Origin of the sequence: Veillonella sp. 3913, assembly GCF_003992235.1 — a bacterium.
Lineage (GTDB): Bacteria > Bacillota > Negativicutes > Veillonellales > Veillonellaceae > F0422.
This window is the reverse complement of sequence record NZ_RQVF01000007.1, coordinates 25,133-44,836: the sequence shown is the minus strand read 5'-3', so window position 1 is coordinate 44,836 and position 19,704 is coordinate 25,133. Positions and strand designations below refer to the sequence as shown.

The window sequence follows — 19,704 nt, the reverse complement described above, 5'->3', positions numbered from 1 at the left end:
AAAGATGATTAAGACTGATATTTGTGATTTGTTAGGGATAGAGTATCCCGTTCTTCAAGGTGGTATGGCTTGGTTAGGTACAGCTGAATTAGCAGCTGCTGTATCTGAAGCAGGTGGTTTGGGAATTATTGGTGCAGGACATATGCCTCCTGATGTATTCCGTGCAGAAATTCATAAATTAAAAGAACGCACAAGCAAGCCATATGGTTGTAACATTATGTTAATGTCTCCATTTGTGAATGAAGTTATGGAAGTTGCTTTAGAAGAACGCGTACCAGTCATCACAACTGGAGCAGGTAATCCATCCGCATGGGTACCAGCTTTCAAAGAAATCGGTACAAAAGTAATTCCTGTAGTAGCTTCTGTATTATTAGCGAAACGTTTACTTCGTGGCGGTATCGATGCAGTCATTGCAGAAGGTACTGAGTCTGGCGGTCACGTAGGAGATATTACAACTATGTGCTTAATCCCTCAAATCGTAGATGCTGTGGACGTACCTGTTATTGCAGCTGGTGGTATTGCAGATGGTCGCGGTATGGCAGCAGCCTTAGCATTGGGCGCTAGTGCAGTTCAAATGGGTTCTCGTTTCGTAGTATCTGAAGAATGTATTGCCCATGAAAACTATAAAGAAGCTGTATTGAAAGCAAAAGATCGTTCCACAGTGATGACAGGCTTGACAACAGGTCATCCAGTTCGTATCATTGAGAATTTATTAGCTCGTAAATATCAATCCCTTGAGTTCAGTGGCGCACCAAAAGAAGCTCTTGAAAATCTAGGTGCTGGTACACTTAGAAAAGCTGCCATTGAAGGGGAAACTAAAAACGGTTCCGTTATGATTGGACAAATTGCAGGTATGTTGACTGACATTAAACCTTGCGCAACAATCATTCAAGATATTGTTCGTGAAGCAGAAGAAGTAATGTTGAACTTAAAATCTGTTATCCGATAAGCAGGAGGAAACCTTATGAAAACAGCATTTGTATTCCCTGGTCAAGGGTCTCAAAAAGTGGGTATGTTGAAAGATTTGTACGAAGCGTATCCTATCGTAAGAGAGCGTTTTGCACAAGCAGATGAAGCATTGGGATATTCTATTTCACAATTATGTTTTGAAGGTCCAGATACGGAATTAGTAAAAACAGCAAACACACAACCTGCGATTTTAACAGCTAGTGTGGCATGCTATGAAATTTTAAAAGAAAAAGGCTTTACACCTGATATCGTAGGTGGTCATAGCCTTGGTGAATATAGTGCCTTAGTAGCAGCAGGTGTTCTTGATTTTAAAGATGCTGTATACGTAGTGCATAAACGTGGAGAATATATGCAAGAAGCTGTACCATTGGGTGAAGGCGCAATGGCTGCGATCTTAGCATTACCTCGTGAAGACGTAGTTCGCATCTGTGGAGAAGTAAACGATACTGTAGGCTCTGTGCAAGCGGTTAACTTCAACTGTCCAGGACAAATCGTGATTGCTGGTGCTACAAAAGCCGTAGAAGTAGCAGCTGAAAAAATGAAAGAAGCTGGTGCTAAACGTGCTGTTATGCTACCAGTAAGCGCTCCTTTCCACAGTCGTTTAATGGAACCAGCAGCAAAACGTTTACAAGAAGAATTAGACAAAATTGAAGTGAAAGATGCTCAAATTCCAGTTGTAGCGAATATTACTGGGGAAATCTTAAAAGATGGAGCTGCTATTAAAGCGGCCTTAGTAAAACAAGCAGCAGCACCAGTACTTTGGGAAGATTGTGTAGCTACAATGGTAGACTTTGGTGCTACAAGATTTGTAGAAGTAGGGCCTGGAAAAGTGTTAACAGGATTCACTAAAAAAATTAACAAAGCAATGGAATTAGCCAATGTTGAAGATGAAGCATCCTTAGCAGCAGCGATTGCATTCTTACAAGGAGAATAAAATGAATTTAACAGGTAAAGTAGCTTTAGTTACAGGTGCTTCCCGTGGTATCGGACAAGCCACTGCTATTGAATTAGCAAAAGCTGGAGCAGATGTAGTTGTAAACTTTATTGGTAATGAAGCAGTAGCACAAGAAACTGTTGAAAAAATTGAAGCATTGGGCCGTAAGGCTATCAAAATTAAAGCTAATGTAGGCGATGCAGACGATGTACAAGCCATGGTAGATGAAGCAATTGCGACATTTGGTCATATCGATATTCTTGTAAATAATGCAGGCATCACTCGTGACGGATTATTGATTCGCATGAAAGATTCCGATTGGGATGAAGTATTAAACATTAACTTAAAAGGTGTATACCTTGTGACTAAAGCAGTTGCTAAGCTTATGGTAAAACAACGTGCTGGTCGCATTATCAATATGACATCTGTATCTGGTGTTACTGGTAATGTGGGTCAGGCCAATTATGCCGCTGCTAAAGCAGGGGTAATTGGCTTTACCAAAACTTGTGCCAAAGAATTAGCAGCTCGTGGTATTACTGTAAATGCCGTAGCACCAGGATTTATTGAAACAGCAATGACAGATGTGTTACCTGAAAAAATTAAAGAAGGTATTGCAGCTACTGTGCCGTTTGGTCGCATGGGTCAACCGGAAGAAATTGCTAGTGTAGTAACGTTTTTAGCGTCTGACTTTGCAAGTTATATTACTGGCCAAGTTCTCAATGTAGACGGTGGAATGGTGATGTAAACGCAAGATTCTATACATAGACTACATGAAAGGAGGTGTACGTAATGAGCACATTTGACAAAGTAAAAGCTATTGTTGTTGAACAATTGGGCGTTGACGAATCTGAAGTGGCTATCGATTCCACTTTCATCGATGATTTAGGCGCTGACTCTCTTGACATCGTTGAATTGATCATGGCATTTGAAGAGGAATTCAATATTGAAATCCCTGATGATGTTGCTGAAAAAATCAAAACTGTAAAAGATACAGTTGATTACATCGATTCTACAAAATAAGTCTAAGCACTTATGCACCACAAAGGGGGCCTCGGCTCCCTGAGTGGATTTGCACATAGGAGGAATAATAGTGAAACTCCCTGAACTTAAAATAGGGAAATTGGTAGCCAAAGTACCGGTAATTCAAGGTGGAATGGCAATCCGATTGTCTACAGCTCGGTTGGCTGCAGCAGTTGCAAATGAAGGTGGTATCGGCCTGATTGCAGCATCTGGCATGCCTTTTGATGAATTACGATACGAAATACAATTAGCAAGAAAATTATCGCCTACGGGCATTATCGGTATAAATGCAATGGTAGCCGCTACAGAATTTTTAGGTCTTGTAAAAACGGCCATTGATGAGGGTATTGACCTCGTAGTAGCTGGCGCTGGATTTTCCAGAGATATGTTTGCCTTAGGTCGTGAATCTGGTACACCTATTGTACCAATCGTATCCACTCCTAAATTAGCTCGTATTTCTGAAGGATTAGGAGCCTCCGCTGTGATCGTGGAAGGTTGTGAAGCAGGTGGTCACTTAGGTACAGATCGCTCCTCTCGTGAATTAGTACCTGAAGTAGTGGCAGCTGTGAAAAATATTCCAGTCATCGGTGCTGGTGGGGTTCTTGATGGAGCAGATATTGTGGAGATGATTAAGCTCGGTGCTAGTGGAGTACAAATGGGAAGCCGTTTTGCTGCTAGTGTGGAGTGTAATGCCTCTGATGAATTGAAAAAAATGTACGTTCGTGCAGATGCTCCAGATGATATTGTCTTGATCCAAAGTCCAGTAGGACTTCCAGGACAAGCGTTGCGTAATAAGTTTGCAGAAACAGTATTAGACGGTACAGTACCGCCACCTACAGAGTGTCATCGATGCTTAAAGCATTGTTCTCACAAATTCTGTATTATTAAAGCCCTTTCACGTGCTCAACAAGGTGACGTGGAAACGGGATTAGTGTTCTCGGGTAATAATATGCGTAAAGTAGACTCCATATTACCTGTGAAAGAGATTTTTGCTCGCCTAGTTTCAGAGGCAGCAGCCATTGATTAAATGAGATTATAAAGAGGTGGAATAATGGAAAGACGTGTTGTTATTACTGGTTTAGGTGCTGTGACACCAGTGGGAATCGGTAAAGATGACTTTTACAATGCATTGCTACGTGGCGAATCTGGTATCGGTCCAATTACTCGATTTGATGCAAGTGATTATGCAACTCGTATTGCAGGTGAAATTAAAGATTTCGATCCAACACAATTTGGAATTGATAAAAAAGAAGCGCGCCGTATGGACCGCTCTGCAGCATTTGCCATTGCAGCGGCAGTGCTTGCGCAAAAAGATGCTGATTTAGATTTAGACAAAGAAGAAGCAGATCGTTGTGGTACTGTAGTTGGTACTGGTATTGGTGGTATTGATTCTATCCATGATGTATATGTGACTTTATTTGAAAAAGGTCCAGGTCGTGTAAGTCCATTTGCAGTACCTATGATGATTGCAAACATGGTATCTGGTCGTGTATCTATTCAATTAGGCTTAAAAGGACCAGTAGAAACTGTTGTTACAGCGTGCACTTCTGGTACAAATGCGATTGGTGAAGCATTCCGCATGATTGCACATGGTCAAGCAGACGTAATGTTTGCTGGTGGTACAGAGGCGGCAGTTTCTCCAGCAGCAGTAGCTGGTTTCGCATCTATGAAAGCTATGTCTACACGTAATGATGAACCTACAAAAGCATCTCGTCCATTTGCAGCTGATCGCGATGGATTCGTAATGGGCGAAGGTTCTGGTATCGTTGTATTAGAAGAATTAGAACATGCAAAAGCACGTGGTGCTCATATCTACGCAGAAGTAGTGGGATATGGTACAAATGGTGATGCATATCATATTTCTTCTCCAGCACCAGGTGGTACACAAGCTCGTAAATGCATGGAATTAGCATTGAATGATGCAGGTATCAAACCTGAAGAAGTTGATTATATTAATGCCCATGGTACATCTACATCCATCAATGATGCAAATGAAACATTGGCAATCAAACAATTATTTGGAGATCATGCTAGTAAATTAGCAGTAAACTCCACAAAATCTATGACAGGTCACTTATTAGGTGCTGCTGGTGCTATTGAAGCCATTGTTATGGCAATGGCTATTGAGACTGGCAAAGTGCATCCAACAATTAACCTTGATAATCCAGATCCAGAATTGGATTTAGATTATGTATCTGACGGAGCTCGTGACATGAAAGTTGATGTAGCTCTTTCCAACTCCTTCGGTTTTGGTGGACACAACGGTACTATCGTTGTTCGTCGTTACGAGGCGTAATTGTGAATGCTCCTAAAAGTAGCAAAGTAACTAGCAAGGCTCGTGAAGCATTACTTCACGAGCTTATTGCGAATTTACATTTGCCTTTACGCAATATAAGTACATTAAATCGTGCTTTGACACATTCTTCCTATGCGAATGAACATAAATTATCCCATGAATATCATAATGAACGATTAGAGTTTTTAGGGGATGCAGTGTTAGATCTTATTATAGGAGAATATTTATTTACTACATATCCAGAAATGACTGAGGGTGAACTGACCCGTTTAAAAGCATGCACCGTCTGTGAAGGTTCTTTAGCAGAATGTAGTCGTACTCTAGACTTAGGAAAATATTTACGCTTAGGTAGAGGCGAGCGGCATTGTGGTGGAGCCAATAGAAACTCCATTTTGGCAGATACTTTTGAGGCTGTCTTAGGGGCTATCTACCTAGAGTGTGGTTATGATGTGGGAAAACAGTTTGTTTTGAGTCATTTGCATGGATATATGAATATGGCACTTTCCGGGAAAGTAGGAAAAGATTTTAAAACATTGCTCCAAGAGTTAGTACAACAAAAAGGGGAATGTGTGATACGGTATCATGTTATCTATGAAGAGGGACCGGATCATGATAAATTCTTTACTATGGAAGTAGTCATCGATGGAGTCCCATCAGGTGTAGGTTCTGGGCGAAATAAAAAAGTGGCAGCCCAAGCAGCAGCTAAAGAGGCTTATGAAAAGCTTATACAATAGTAAGGATTGAGGGGTGGGGAACCACTCCTTTTTCTATATGATACATAGGAGGCAGTTATGAGGGACAGCAAAAAAGAGAAAACTAGATTACTTCCATTTTTTATTCCTCATATTGGCTGCCCATATATTTGTGTATTTTGTAATCAGCCACGTATATCAGGACAACAAGAGATGGTCAGTCCAGAAATCATTCGTTCTTCCATACAAAGAGCCGTATCAGAACAAGGATATAGTGGACAATGGGAAGTAGCTTACTTTGGTGGTAGCTTTACGGCGATACCACAAGAAATGCAAGATACATTATTGGAACCAGCTAAAGAAGCATTTCAACAAGGAATAGTTCAAGGAATTCGTTTGTCTACTCGTCCTGATGCTATCAGAGAAGATCGATTGAAAGAGCTCTTTACTAGTGGTGTAAGAACCATTGAATTAGGAGTACAAACATTAGAGGAATCCATGCTAGTAGAAGCTAAACGAGGGCATACGGTAGAAGATGTGGAACAGGCGTGTAAAATGATACGTGAAGAAGGAATAACTTTAGGTATACAATTACTCCCTGGGTTACCTGGCGAAACCTGGACTACTTTAGTAAAAACGGCGGTGAAAGCCGGTCAATTGCAGGCTGACTTATGTCGCATTTATCCTGTGATTGTCATTGAAGATACAGAACTAGCTGATCGTGTTCATGAAGGTAGTTATGTACCATTAACAATAGAACAAGCGGTAGCCTATAGTGCTTTTTTAAAATCCTATTTAGAAGGCAAAGGTACACAGATCATACGTGTAGGATTACAAAGTACAGAAGATTTTGATGCTGGTCGTGGTATTGTAGGAGGACCCTATGCTCCTGCCTTTGGAGAATTGGTAGTCAATTATGAATGGCTTCAAGCTATCCAGCAAACCATAGAAGAACACCTAGAAGTATTTGGTGTGATTCATAAGGTCATTGTAGAATATCCAAGACCTTTCACATCAAAGATACGTGGATTGAAGAACAGAAATATAGAGTATTTTGGACAGGAATATAAGCAGATAGAATGGACTTGGCAAGAAAAACAGGAAAATAATAATACTGGAGTACTGCATGTCATGATAGATCATATACTATATAGCTTGCCTCTTTAAATAGTGGGTTATGGTTATACAACAATGGATTAACTAATATTCTGTAGAGAGAGTATGTGATGAGAGGTTGGAAATAGGTGTCAGGTTAGGATATAGTATGAACAATATATTATATTGTGTAAATTTGAAACATACCTATGTATACATAGAAAGGAAGCAGTCATGCAATTATTGCGACTAGAAATGAAAGGATTCAAGTCCTTTGCTGATAAAACGGTAGTGTCTTTTTCTCCAGGCATGACTGGGATTGTAGGCCCTAATGGTAGTGGTAAAAGTAATATTACTGATGCGATTCGCTGGGTTTTAGGGGAATCGAATGTACGCCATTTGCGTGGACAAAAAGCAGAAGATATTATTTTTTCTGGCACAGAAGCTCGTCGCCCTCACAATACGGCAGAGGTAAACTTAATTTTTGATAACAGTGATGGCACTTTGGGCAAAGAATTAGCAGAAGTTGTTATCACACGCCGTATGTATCGCAATGGTGAAAGTGAATTCCAAATCAATAAGAGAAATTGCCGGTTAAAAGATATTCATCTATTATTGGCTGATACAGGCTTAGGTAAAGATTCTATGGCCATCATCGGGCAGAATCGTATCGATGCTATCTTGAATAGTAAACCAGAAGAACGTCGCTTAATATTTGAAGATGTGGCGGGTATCTCTCGCTTTAAAATGAATAAAGAAGATGCTATTCGGCGTATCAATAGTACAGATCGTAATATGGAACGATTAGATGATGTGATGAGTACGCTAGGAGATCAATTAGTAGAATTAGAGGCGAAAGCTAATGTAACACGTGAGTACAATACATTATCACAGGATAAGCGTAGCTATGATGGAGCTATTGCTTTTCATGAATATAAAACGGCGGATCGTTTATTTACACGCCAAGAAAATGAAAACTTATCCTACCTTCGTGAGCAAGAAGAATTAGAAACTAGCTTAGATACAATTCAAGAGACTTATAAAACCACACAAAATGAGCTTCAATCATTTCGTGAAACCAACCAAAGTATGGAAGATGAATATGCCACTTTACAAGGTAAATTAGGGGAACTGACTGGACAAATTGAAGTAGCTCGCTTAAAAGAAGCCAATATGGTAGAAGAGTTAAAAGGTGGAGAAGAACAGTTAAGAACTTGGAAGGAAGAACTGAAAGTTAAAGCACAACAATATGATTGTGACTTGACATCTTTGAAAGACCAAGAAAGTAACTTAACATCCATTGGACAAGATGTAAAACAAGCGGAATCTAATTTGCAAAGCACTCGAGACTCTCTTAGTCAAGTGAAGGCTAATTTAGATGGTATGCGCATAGCGGAGCAACATGCTCATGAGCGTCATATTCGTGTTGTTCGTGAGTTGGAAGAAGCTCGCCATCAATTAGCAAGAGCGGAAGAGTTAGAAACACAAAAGAAAGATGATGCGCAACGTTTGAAGGCTACTTTACAAGATATAAAACAATCTGTAGAAGAAACACAAGGGCAATTAGAGGCGCAACAACAGGTTGTTAGTAAAGTAGAGGAAGCGTTGGAGATAGCACGTCAATCATTACAACAGCTAGAGGATACACGCCGACAAAAAAATCAGGAATTAGTAGAAGTACAAAGAACACTGCAAGCTAAAGAAGGTCGTTTAGAACTGTTACATAGTTGGGAAGAGCTGCATGAAGGTTATTTGGAAGGCACAAAACATGTATTACAAGCGAAAGAAACTTGGTCTTCTCATATTCGTGGAGCTATTGGTGATGTATTCACTGTAGAAGAAAAATTCTTAGTGGCCATTGAAACTGCTTTAGGTGGTGCTATTCATCAAGTTATCACAGAGACTGCAAAGATTGCTTCTGAAGCAGTACAATACTTAAAACGCACACAAGGTGGTCGAGTTACGTTTTTACCGATGGATATGGTACGAGGAAAACGACTCGATCATAAAGCCTTAACATCGCCTTATGTATTGGGATTAGGTGTAGACTGCATTCAATTTGATACACAATATACAGGCGTATTTAATCAGCTATTAGGGCGTACTCTTATTGTAGATACCTTGGACCATGGATTAGCATTGCAAAAAGAATATCATCAACAATTGCGGATTGTTACCTTAACAGGAGAGCAATTGCAACCAGGTGGTGCTCTAACAGGTGGTGCTACAAAACGAAAAAAAGTGTCTATCTTGTCCCGTAAAGAAGAGCAAGACACATTACAGCAAGATATTCATGTATTACGAGATACAGCACAGGTGTTACAACAGACTTTACAAGGACTAGACAAAGAAATAGAAGCTTTAACACAGTCTGGTAAGGGATTACGTCAAACCTATGAACAAGAAGAATTGCAGTTACGTAGCTTGCAGCAAGAGCAGCAACGCTCCCAAGGAGAGCAAATTAACTTAAGTGGAATGGTGCAGACCTATCATGAGGAAGTACAAAAGGTTCAAGATAAGCAAATAACTTTAGGGGAGAACATTAAAAGGCTAGCAGATGAACTTTTACAGTTAGAGAATCGAGAAGGACATCAAGAGCAAGTCACTAGCTTAGTTGCTCAAGAGCAAACTTTACAAGACCGAGAACGTGAGCAAAATGAAGAATTGCAAGGAGTACGCTTACGATGGGAACAATCTAGATTGTTGTTAGAACAAAGCAAAAAAGAATTAGCTCAATTAGAACAATATATCAAAGATAAGGAAATAAATATTGCAAGCTTAGATAGACGGTTAAGCCAATTAGGTGAGGATGTCATACGCTTAGGTTGTGAACCAGCTTTAGAATTAGAATCAGAAAAACAAGCAATAGAAAAACGGGTAGCAGCCATTGGAGAAGCTCGTAAAGGTGGACAAGAAAAAGTACGCACTTGGGAATTGCAATTAAGTCAATTGCAAGAAGAACGAAATCAACAAGAACAGCGTCAACGAATTGTGCAGAAAAAACTAGTGGACCTACAAGAAGGGTTAACAAAATATCAACTACAAGGCGAACAAGCATTGGAACAATTGGGCGCTTTAGGGTATACTAAACAAGAGGCACAGAATATACAGTTAGGTGGCTCCGTACATGAGTGGAAACAACAACAGGCGAACTTAGCAAGGCAGATTGAAAGCTTAGGAGCTATCAATCCTAATGCCATTGTGGAATATGAAGAAGCGAAAGAAAAGCTAGCATTCTATCATGCACAAAAAGAGGATTTAGTGATAGCTAAAGAACAACTTGAAGGCGTTATTGCTGAAATTGATGGGGCGATGTCTGAGCAACTACAAGGAGTTCTTACAGAGATTCGTGAGAAATTTCAGCATGTATTCTCTCAATTGTTTGGAGGCGGTACAGCGCAGATTGTAGCGTCGAATCCAGAATTAATTTTAGAAAGTGGCATTGACTTTTATATCCAACCGCCAGGAAAGAAGCGCCAACAATTGAGCTTATTATCTGGTGGGGAGCGAGCGTTGACGGTCATTGCCTTATTGTTTGCATTGCTGGATTATCGACCAGCTCCATTCTGTGTACTTGACGAAGTAGATGCCGCTTTAGATGATGCCAATGTGGAACGATTTAGCCAATATTTGCATAACTTGGGGAATGCCACACAATTTATCGTGGTGACCCATCGTAAACGGACTATGGAATCAGCTCATGTCTTACAAGGGGTGACTATGGTGGAACGAGGGGTGTCACGTTTATTAACAGTAGCCTTTGATGAAGTAAAGGAGAATGACGACTATGGCATTTAGTTTTTTTGACCGTGTGAAAGCAGGTTTAGAAAAGACAAAAAATAATTTTGTAAAAAAAGTAGAAACTATTGTTATTGGTTATGCTGAAATCGATGATGATTTTTTAGATGATTTAGAAGCTACTATGCTAGTAGGTGATTTAGGACCTAAAACAACGGCCTATTTAATGAAAGAAATCCGCCGAGGTGTGACAGAAGGGATTATCAATAATACTGGTGAAGTGATGCCTTTTATGGAAGAGCGCATTACAGAAATGCTAGGAGCTCAAGAGGAAGTGTTGGAGCTTCACAAACCAGAAGTGATCTTGGTGGTGGGTGTCAATGGTGTTGGTAAAACGACAACTATTGCGAAATTAGCGCATTACTATGCAGAGCAAGGTAAAAAAGTAATCATTGCAGCAGGAGATACATTCCGGGCAGCTGCATCTGAACAATTATCTATTTGGGCCGATCGCGTAGGTGTATCCATTGTAAAACATAAGGAAGGTGCGGATCCAGCAGCAGTGGTATTTGATGCCTGTGCCTCAGCAGTTGCTAAAGAAGCAGACTTAGTCATTGTAGATACAGCAGGGCGCTTGCACACCAAAGTGAACCTTATGGAAGAATTGAAAAAAATCGGCCGTGTAGCAGACAAACAAATTCCAGGTGCACCGCATCAAACCTTATTAGTATTAGATGGCACTACAGGTCAAAATGCGGTAAGCCAAGCAAAACTATTCGGTGAAGCAGTACCTGTCACAGGGATTGTGGTAACCAAATTAGATGGTACCGCAAAAGGTGGTGTAGTTATCTCTATCAAAGAAGAGTTGGGCGTTCCTGTGCGTTGGATTGGCGTGGGTGAGCAAATGGATGACTTGCGTCCTTTCAATGCAAAAGAATTTGCTAATGCTCTTTTTGACAAAGGAGAATAGTGGACCATGACTAGAAATAAATTATATGAATACGTTGTGGACCAAAATGAGATGAATGGTTATGGTATCGATAGAGACAGTATTGAATGTGCTGTAGATATTATGGAATTTGTAGGCGGTGATTTGTACAGACCTCTCACACGCTTACTCTTAAGTAATTGGAAAGAAATTGCTAGCCGTATTGAAAGTTATACGGATGAGCAATGGAATTTTGTCCATCGTATTGCTGAGAACATGAAGGACTCTCTAGAACATGATCATGGTGATGAAACTCATCATTTATCTGATTGTGGTATTGCCATCTTCATTGAAATGTTAGAGGGGGATGACACCGCGACACAAACCTTACAAGGGGATACACCTATCACAGAAGAAGAACTGCGTCGGATTCGTGGCAAAGGATAGTCTTACAGAGTGCGCATGAGTACTACTGTAACATTTATGGGGTATCTATTACCTTGTGATAGTGGCATGAATAAACCGCTATAAGACTGAAATGCACAAAATGAATGGTATATTGTAATGTCTGTTTAGGAGTGTAGAACTTCTTAGGTAGGACAGTATAACAGATAAGTAAAAAGTTGAATCTTGTATTCAGCTTTTTCTTTTTATCTACTGTTACTGGTTATATCTAATCTTTATGTAATCATCTATTTATATTCAGGTGTATTGTATTATTTGATGAGAGATCAATATAATATCACAATATCCTACAAGGGTGAGAAAATCGTATGTGACTCTAGTATGCTATTGTATCGAACATACGATATAATATTTTCTGTATTCGTGATATAATATAGAAGTTACTAGATATAGATACAAGTGAATATTACTTGTTTACAGATAGAGAATATAAGGAGTGACTATGAGCGGATTGCATCATTTTCCTGAGGAAGGCATACCTTTTCAAGTAGAGGCCCCCTATTCACCGATGGGTGACCAACCAAAGGCCATCCAGTCCTTGGCAGAGGGAATTGAACGAGGGGAATGGGCACAGGTATTACTAGGTGCTACAGGTACGGGAAAAACATATACCATGGCTAAACTCATCGAGGCTGTACAAAAGCCGACTTTGATCATTGCCCACAATAAGACATTAGCAGCCCAATTGGCCAGTGAGTTCAAAAGCTTTTTCCCTAAGAATGCAGTGGAATACTTCGTATCCTATTACGATTATTACCAACCAGAGGCGTACATTGCCTCTACAGATACATACATTGAAAAAGATGCGTCCATCAATGAAGAAATCGATAAATTGCGCCACTCGGCGACAATGAACTTATTTGAGCGGAAAGATGTCATTATCGTCGCATCTGTCAGCTGCATCTACGGCCTAGGAGACCCAGAGGACTATAGCACGCTTTGTGTATCCCTGCGACAAGGTCAGGAATATAGCCGGGATGATATTCTTCGTAAATTAGTATCCATCCAATATACCCGAAATGATATGAACTTTGTGCGAGGTACTTTCCGAGTACAAGGGGATACGTTGGAAATTTTCCCAGCTGGCACCAGTGAAAGAGCCATTCGTGTAGAAATGTTCGGTGATGAAATCGATCGTTTAGTGGAAATTGATGTGCTTACAGGTGATGTTATCGTAGAGCGTAAACACGTGGCTATCTATCCAGCTTCTCACTATGTAACGACGAAGGAAAAGTTAGACCTTGCCATTGGGCGCATCGAGACAGAATTGGCTGAACGTTTGGCATACTTTAATGAAAATGGCCGTCTCTTAGAAGCGCAACGATTGGAGCAACGAACACGATATGATATTGAAATGATGCAGGAAATGGGCTATTGCTCGGGGATTGAAAACTACTCCCGTCTGTTGTCTAACCGTCAACCTGGAGAAGCGCCAATGACCCTTATCGACTATTTTACAGATGATTTCCTTATCATCATTGATGAATCCCATGTGACCTTGCCACAAATTCGTGCTATGTATAATGGTGACCAAGCTAGGAAACATAATTTGATCGACTACGGATTCCGCTTGCCATCGGCGGCGGATAATCGACCGTTAAAATTTGAAGAGTTTGTAGAGAGAATCAATCAAATTGTCTATGTATCTGCTACACCAGGGCCCTATGAAATGGAAGTACAGACCAATGTAGCAGAACAAATTATTCGTCCAACAGGTTTGCTAGATCCTATTATTGAAATCCGACCTATTAAGGGGCAGATGGATGATCTATTAGGAGAAATTAAAGACCGTGCGAAGTCGGATGAACGGGTGTTGGTAACGACGTTAACCAAGAAAATGGCAGAGGATTTAACAAATTACCTAAAAGAAATGGGGATTCGAGTGCGCTATTTACACTCCGACATTGCTACCATTGAGCGTGCCGATATTATCCGTGATTTACGGGCCGGTGTTTTTGATGTTCTCGTGGGAATTAACTTACTACGGGAAGGCTTAGATATGCCAGAAGTATCCTTAGTGGCTATTTTAGATGCAGATAAGGAAGGCTTCTTGCGCAGTGATACGTCCTTGATTCAGACCATAGGCCGTGCAGCTCGTAATGAAAAAGGGAAAGTTATTATGTATGCTGACCGTATTACAGGCTCTATGCAACGCGCCATGGATGAAACAGAACGTCGTCGTACCTTGCAAGAGTCCTATAATACAGAGCATGGAATTACACCACGCACAGTGCGCAAGGAAGTGAAAGATTTAATTGAGTTGACCAAAGTAGAGGGTGAAGTTTCTACACCTAAGAAAAGTCGCAAGTCTAAACAGAATAGCACTATGGTGTATGATACAACAGCTCCAACAGAAGTGGTGGCAGAAACGGTTGAGCCACTTTCAACGAAACCGCGATACGAAACGAAAGAAGATGTGTTCAATGCCATTGAAGAGACCACACGCCTCATGAAAGTAGTGGCAAAACAATTAGAATTTGAACGAGCTGCTGAGTTGCGTGATGAATTGGGCAGATTGCGCCAAATTTGGTCAGACATGAATGAAGAATAGGAGTTATTTTGAAAGATCAATTAATTATAAAAGGAGCCCGTCAACATAATTTGAAGAATCTTGACGTGGCTCTACCAAGAAATCAATTCATCGTATTAACAGGATTAAGTGGATCCGGTAAATCATCCCTAGCCTTTGATACGATTTACGCAGAAGGACAGCGCAGATATGTGGAGTCCTTATCTGCTTATGCTCGCCAGTTCTTAGGGCAAATGGATAAACCTGATGTAGATTACATTGAGGGGCTTTCACCAGCTATATCCATCGACCAAAAAACGACGAGCCGTAATCCTCGATCTACGGTGGGAACGGTGACAGAAATTTATGACTATTTGCGATTATTATTTGCTCGTATTGGTCGAGCTTACTGCCCTACTTGTGGAGAAGAGATTGCCCAACAGACTATTGAGCAAATAACAGACTTAGTCATGAAATTGCCGGAACGTACTAAGATTATGGTGATGGCACCAGTGGTGCGAGGTAAAAAAGGTCGCCATGAAAAAGTGTTGGAACAAATTCGTAAAAATGGATTTGCTCGCGTTCGCATCAATGGAGAGATTCATACCTTTGAGGACGAAATCAACTTAGATAAAAATAAAAAACACAATATTGAAATTGTTGTAGACCGTCTTGTTATTAAGGAAGGTTTAGAAAGCCGCTTGACGGACTCCTTAGAAACGGCCATTCATCATGGAGAAGGTTTTGTTATCATCCAAGAGGTCGACGGCCCAGTCCATCAATTTAGTGTTCATTTTACCTGTCCTAACGGTCACATTTCATTGCCAGAAATTGAACCTCGTATGTTCTCTTTCAACAGTCCTTTTGGTGCCTGTCCATCCTGTTTGGGATTAGGCAGTACCATGGAGGTAGATGAAGATCGTGTCATTCCAGATCCAATGGTGCCTTTTATAGATGGGGGAGTAGCCCCATTGAGTTCGAACCCTAATGCGTGGTTCATGCGTCAATTAGAGGGCTTGTTGAAAGCGCATGGATATACACTAGAAGCAAGTTTTTCAGAACTGCCTACAGCCTTACAAAAAGAAGTCATGTATGGTAGTACTGAGAAAGTGACTTTCGACTACGAAAATATGCGTGGAGAGGTGAAAACATTCCATACCGAATATGAAGGTATTTTGCCAATGGTGAAACGCCGTCATGCAGAGGCGACTACGGATAGCATGCGGGAAGAGTTCGAATCCTATATGTCTATTAAACCATGTACAGCTTGTAAGGGTGCTCGTTTGAAACCAGAATCCCTTGCCATCCGTGTAGGGGATAAAAATATAGATGAAGTGACACAGCTAACTATTAGTGAAGCGGTGGACTATTTTGGCAATCTACAGTTAACGGAACGAGAGGCTTTCATAGGGGCACAAATTTTGAAAGAAATCAATGCTCGCTTGGGATTCCTAAATAATGTGGGCTTAGATTATTTGACGATGAACCGCAGTGCCGGCACATTATCTGGTGGGGAAGCACAGCGAATTCGTTTAGCCACACAAATTGGTTCGGGACTCGTTGGGGTCTTATATATTTTAGATGAACCATCCATTGGCTTGCATCAACGAGATAATGACCGCTTAATCGAAACACTGAAAGGCTTGCGTGACTTAGGAAATACCTTACTCGTAGTAGAACACGATGAAGATACGATGCTAGCAGCGGACTATTTGGTAGATATTGGCCCTGCGGCAGGTGAGCATGGTGGTCAAATCGTGGCGCAAGGTACAGTACCAGAGGTAATGGCTGTGAAAGAATCCATTACTGGTCAATATTTAAGTGGTCAAAAGTATATTCCATTACCAAAAGAACGGAGAAAACCAACAAAAGCTTGTTTAGAGATTCGTGGAGCTAAAGAGAACAACCTACAACAAGTGAATGTGAAATTCCCTATCGGTTTATTTACTGTTGTGACCGGTGTGAGTGGATCCGGTAAATCGACATTGATCAACGAAATTTTATATAAAGGTGTAGCCAATGCACTCTACAGAAGTCATCATAAGGTAGGAGCCCATAAGGAGATTCGTGGTTTAGAGTATGTGGATAAAATCATCAACATTGACCAAAGTCCAATCGGTCGAACACCACGTTCTAATCCTGCTACCTATACAGGGGTCTTCGATGCCATCCGTGAGTTATATAGTCAAACCAATGAAGCGAAGATTCGTGGCTATAAAGCAGGGCGATTTAGCTTTAACGTCAAAGGCGGTCGCTGTGAAGCGTGTCGTGGAGATGGTATCATCAAAATCGAAATGCATTTCTTGCCAGATGTGTATGTACCGTGTGAGGTATGTAAAGGAGCTCGATACAATCGAGAAACCATGGAAGTGAAATACAAAGGTAAAAGCATTGCCGATGTATTGGACATGGTCGTAGATGAAGCGGTAGACTTCTTTAGTGCTATCCCAAAAATTCACCGTAAATTGGTAACTTTACAAGAGGTAGGCTTAGGCTATATTCGCTTAGGACAAGCGGCAACTACCTTGTCTGGTGGGGAAGCACAGCGTGTGAAACTAGCCACTGAACTGGCTCGGCGCAGTACAGGGAAAACCTTATATATCCTGGATGAGCCGACTACTGGATTACATGTAGAAGATATCCGCAAGCTTTTAGAGGTATTGCAAAAGCTTACAGATGGTGGTGATACTGTGGTGGTTATCGAGCATAATTTAGATGTGATCAAAACGGCGGACCATATTATCGACTTAGGTCCAGAAGGTGGCTTCCGTGGTGGTACTATTGTGGGCACCGGTACACCTGAGGAGATTGCTGCTTTACCTGAAAGTTACACGGGTAAATTCTTAGGTCCTGTGTTAGATAAAACTAGGAACTATATGGAACAACATCCTTTGGTTGATGAGGAAATACTATGAATCCCATAGATCCACAGTTGCAAGCAGAAGAAGTGAATTTTAATCCCTCTAGTCAGAAAGATATGATGATGGGAGATTTAGAACAGCAAGCGTATATACTGGAAAAGGTCAGTCATCTACCTATCACGCCAGGGGTTTACTTATGGCGTGATAAGTACCAGCGCATCATCTATGTGGGAAAGGCCATCAACTTGCGCAATCGTGTGCGGTCCTATGTGCAGCAAGATGTGAATCGCTCTGTGAAAGTGACCGCTATGATGCGTCGTGCGTGGGATGTGGAAACGATCCAAACGAAAACAGAAATGGAAGCTCTTATCCTAGAGGCGACTTTAATCAAGGAGCATCATCCGAAATATAATATTATGCTTCGTGATGACAAGACATATCCCTATGTAAAGATCACTGTGCAAGAGGACTTTCCACGACTCTTTATGACTCGTCGCTTAGAACGCGACGGAGCGAAGTATTTTGGACCTTTCACAGATGTCACAGCGGTACATCATGTACTGCGTATTTTGCGTTCCTATTATCCATTGCGTACTTGTAAAAGTATGAAAGTAGAACGACCTTGTTTGCAATATCATATGCATTATTGCGAAGGACCTTGCATGAACTATGTGACGGTAGAATCCTATCGAAGATATATCGATGATATTGTAGCTCTCTTCGAAGGCAAACAAGTACAGATCATCCAAGAGATTACATCCAAGATGGAGCAAGCCTCGGAGGACTTAGAGTTTGAACTCGCTGCTAAGTATCGAGATGACCTCTTGAGCATCCAAAAGGTACAAGAAAAGCAACGTATGGTCACACAGCGAGGCGATATGGATGTACTAGGTATGGCCATAGATGGTCCTATGGCATGTATTCAATTGTTTTTTATTCGTAGTGGTCGTTTATTGGGACGAGAAAATTACTTTGTCCAACATGAAGGGGATAGTCCAGATTTAGTGATGACGGAGTTCATTAAACAGTATTATGGAGGATCTACGTTCATACCTAAAGAATTGCTATTGCCGATGGATAGTGTGGACCGTGAACTGTTTAGTGAATGGTTCTCCTCTATGAAAGGTCAACAAGTGGACGTATCTGTACCTCAACGGGGCTATAAAAAAGACCTTATCAAGATGGCGGAGGAAAATGCTCAGAACTTCTTGGCAGAACGTCGTCGTCAGTGGCAATACACGATAGATAAGTCCGGTGGGGCCGTGAAAAAATTAGCAGAAGTACTCGACTTGCCACGATTGCCAGAGCGTATGGAATGTTACGATATTTCTCATATGCAAGGGGCAGAAACGGTGGCATCCATGGTGGTCTTTGAAGGTGGAAAGCCGGCAAAACGAGAGTATCGTCGATTCAAGCTAAAAACAGTACAAGGGAAGCCTGACGATTTTGCGTCCATGGCGGAGATTATGGAACGGCGCTACGGTAATGAAAAAGATTGGCCTATGCCAGATTTGATTATTATTGATGGTGGTAAAGGTCAGTTAAATGCAGCATTACCAGTCATCCGTGCTATGGGAGTTACTGATGTACCTGTCATATCTTTGGCAAAACGAATCGAAGAAGTATTCATCGAAGGGGAGTCAGAAAGTATTATTCTAGAACACCATACGCCAGAATTACAATTGCTCCAACAAATACGTGACGAAGCCCATCGCTTTGCCATTACCTACCATCGTAGACTGCGTGGAAAGCGGAACTTAGAATCCGTTCTCGACCATATTGAAGGCATAGGACCAAAACGAAGAAAAGCATTGTATAAGCATTTTGGGAATTTAGATGCTATGCGAGTAGCGGAGTTGGAAGAATTGAAGAGCGTTGAGGGGATGAACAAAAAAGCGGCTTTGGCTGTGTATGAGTTCTTTCGGCGGAATTTAAAATAACGGAAACGAGCAACACATTCCTCCACAAACTGATCCTACGGTAGGTTTGCTCCGGAATATGTTGCTCGTTTCTTGCATAGATTGATTTTGATGCCCTATGGAAAGAACTCATCCACAGGTGGGGCGCCGAGGAGAGAATGGATACTTGTTTCTCTATGAAGTCTGTGGCGTACGGGATTTAAGCTAGCAAAGGGAAGAGCACGGTATACCCCTCACAAACGGTATTTCATAATGTTTGTTCGGGGCACACCGTGCTC

14 protein-coding genes are annotated in these 19,704 nt (G+C 41.1%); all 14 read left to right on the top strand.

Translation table 11 applies throughout. The annotated features are described in order from the left end of the window. The first annotated feature begins 4 nt into the window (after window positions 1-4). The 14 genes from fabK to uvrC all read left to right on the top strand — a co-directional run bounded on the left by fabK (window position 5) and on the right by uvrC (window position 19,447). A complete protein-coding gene (fabK, locus tag EO113_RS07595) occupies window positions 5-949 on the top strand; it encodes an enoyl-[acyl-carrier-protein] reductase FabK (RefSeq protein ID WP_009353568.1) in 945 nt (314 codons plus the stop codon). Window positions 950-964: 15 nt separating this feature from the next. Further along, the gene (gene fabD, locus EO113_RS07590; RefSeq protein ID WP_127135977.1) at window positions 965-1,903 is read left to right on the top strand and encodes an ACP S-malonyltransferase; all 939 of its coding nucleotides are present in this window, start codon (window positions 965-967) and stop codon (window positions 1,901-1,903) included. 1 nt (window position 1,904) lies between these two features. Further along, window positions 1,905-2,648 carry a 3-oxoacyl-[acyl-carrier-protein] reductase gene (gene fabG / locus EO113_RS07585; protein WP_009353560.1) on the top strand — a complete coding sequence of 248 codons (744 nt, stop codon included), beginning with the start codon at window positions 1,905-1,907 and terminating at the stop codon, window positions 2,646-2,648. Between the two features lie 44 nt (window positions 2,649-2,692). Beyond that, complete coding sequence (locus EO113_RS07580; RefSeq protein ID WP_009353552.1) at window positions 2,693-2,923, top strand: acyl carrier protein; 231 nt, start codon at window positions 2,693-2,695, stop codon at window positions 2,921-2,923. A gap of 70 nt (window positions 2,924-2,993) precedes the next feature. After that, entirely contained in the window at window positions 2,994-3,950 is a 957-nt protein-coding gene (locus EO113_RS07575; protein ID WP_126940871.1) for a nitronate monooxygenase family protein, read from the top strand. A gap of 24 nt (window positions 3,951-3,974) precedes the next feature. Next, on the top strand, window positions 3,975-5,219 hold the full coding sequence (gene fabF / locus EO113_RS07570) for a beta-ketoacyl-ACP synthase II (protein WP_009353559.1): 1,245 nt from the start codon (window positions 3,975-3,977) through the stop codon (window positions 5,217-5,219). A gap of 2 nt (window positions 5,220-5,221) precedes the next feature. After that, a complete protein-coding gene (rnc, locus tag EO113_RS07565; protein WP_127135976.1) occupies window positions 5,222-5,953 on the top strand; it encodes a ribonuclease III in 732 nt (243 codons plus the stop codon). A gap of 57 nt (window positions 5,954-6,010) precedes the next feature. Continuing rightward, window positions 6,011-7,078, top strand: a complete 1,068-nt coding sequence (locus EO113_RS07560; protein ID WP_127135975.1) for an elongator complex protein 3 — start codon at window positions 6,011-6,013, stop codon at window positions 7,076-7,078. A 183-nt stretch (window positions 7,079-7,261) separates the two neighbouring features. Beyond that, window positions 7,262-10,804 carry a chromosome segregation protein SMC gene (gene smc, locus EO113_RS07555; RefSeq protein ID WP_240633684.1) on the top strand — a complete coding sequence of 1,181 codons (3,543 nt, stop codon included), beginning with the start codon at window positions 7,262-7,264 and terminating at the stop codon, window positions 10,802-10,804. Continuing rightward, window positions 10,794-11,714 carry a signal recognition particle-docking protein FtsY gene (gene ftsY, locus EO113_RS07550; RefSeq protein WP_009353136.1) on the top strand — a complete coding sequence of 307 codons (921 nt, stop codon included), beginning with the start codon at window positions 10,794-10,796 and terminating at the stop codon, window positions 11,712-11,714. The genes smc and ftsY overlap by 11 nt, the downstream gene beginning before the upstream one ends. Window positions 11,715-11,720: 6 nt before the next feature. Then, complete coding sequence (locus EO113_RS07545; RefSeq protein WP_009353142.1) at window positions 11,721-12,119, top strand: hypothetical protein; 399 nt, start codon at window positions 11,721-11,723, stop codon at window positions 12,117-12,119. A gap of 460 nt (window positions 12,120-12,579) precedes the next feature. After that, window positions 12,580-14,688 (top strand): excinuclease ABC subunit UvrB, encoded by a 2,109-nt coding sequence (uvrB, locus tag EO113_RS07540; protein WP_127135973.1) that lies wholly within the window; start codon window positions 12,580-12,582, stop codon window positions 14,686-14,688. Window positions 14,689-14,696: 8 nt separating this feature from the next. Further along, window positions 14,697-17,561 (top strand): excinuclease ABC subunit UvrA, encoded by a 2,865-nt coding sequence (gene uvrA / locus EO113_RS07535; RefSeq protein WP_127135972.1) that lies wholly within the window; start codon window positions 14,697-14,699, stop codon window positions 17,559-17,561. A gap of 68 nt (window positions 17,562-17,629) precedes the next feature. Next, a complete protein-coding gene (uvrC, locus tag EO113_RS07530; RefSeq protein WP_127135986.1) occupies window positions 17,630-19,447 on the top strand; it encodes an excinuclease ABC subunit UvrC in 1,818 nt (605 codons plus the stop codon). Window positions 19,448-19,704 lie beyond the last annotated feature (257 nt).

Bases quoted from the DNA above. Each gene is read 5' to 3' on its own strand.
- uvrB (WP_127135973.1), top strand. From the start codon at position 12,580: ATGAGCGGATTGCATCATTTTCCTGAGGAAGGCATACCTTTTCAAGTA.
- EO113_RS07560 (WP_127135975.1), top strand. From the start codon at position 6,011: ATGAGGGACAGCAAAAAAGAGAAAACTAGATTACTTCCATTTTTTATT.
- uvrC (WP_127135986.1), top strand. From the start codon at position 17,630: ATGGGAGATTTAGAACAGCAAGCGTATATACTGGAAAAGGTCAGTCAT.
- fabD (WP_127135977.1), top strand. From the start codon at position 965: ATGAAAACAGCATTTGTATTCCCTGGTCAAGGGTCTCAAAAAGTGGGT.
- smc (WP_240633684.1), top strand. From the start codon at position 7,262: ATGAAAGGATTCAAGTCCTTTGCTGATAAAACGGTAGTGTCTTTTTCT.
- EO113_RS07580 (WP_009353552.1), top strand. From the start codon at position 2,693: ATGAGCACATTTGACAAAGTAAAAGCTATTGTTGTTGAACAATTGGGC.
- fabK (WP_009353568.1), top strand. From the start codon at position 5: ATGATTAAGACTGATATTTGTGATTTGTTAGGGATAGAGTATCCCGTT.
- EO113_RS07545 (WP_009353142.1), top strand. From the start codon at position 11,721: ATGACTAGAAATAAATTATATGAATACGTTGTGGACCAAAATGAGATG.
- fabG (WP_009353560.1), top strand. From the start codon at position 1,905: ATGAATTTAACAGGTAAAGTAGCTTTAGTTACAGGTGCTTCCCGTGGT.
- fabF (WP_009353559.1), top strand. From the start codon at position 3,975: ATGGAAAGACGTGTTGTTATTACTGGTTTAGGTGCTGTGACACCAGTG.
- ftsY (WP_009353136.1), top strand. From the start codon at position 10,794: ATGGCATTTAGTTTTTTTGACCGTGTGAAAGCAGGTTTAGAAAAGACA.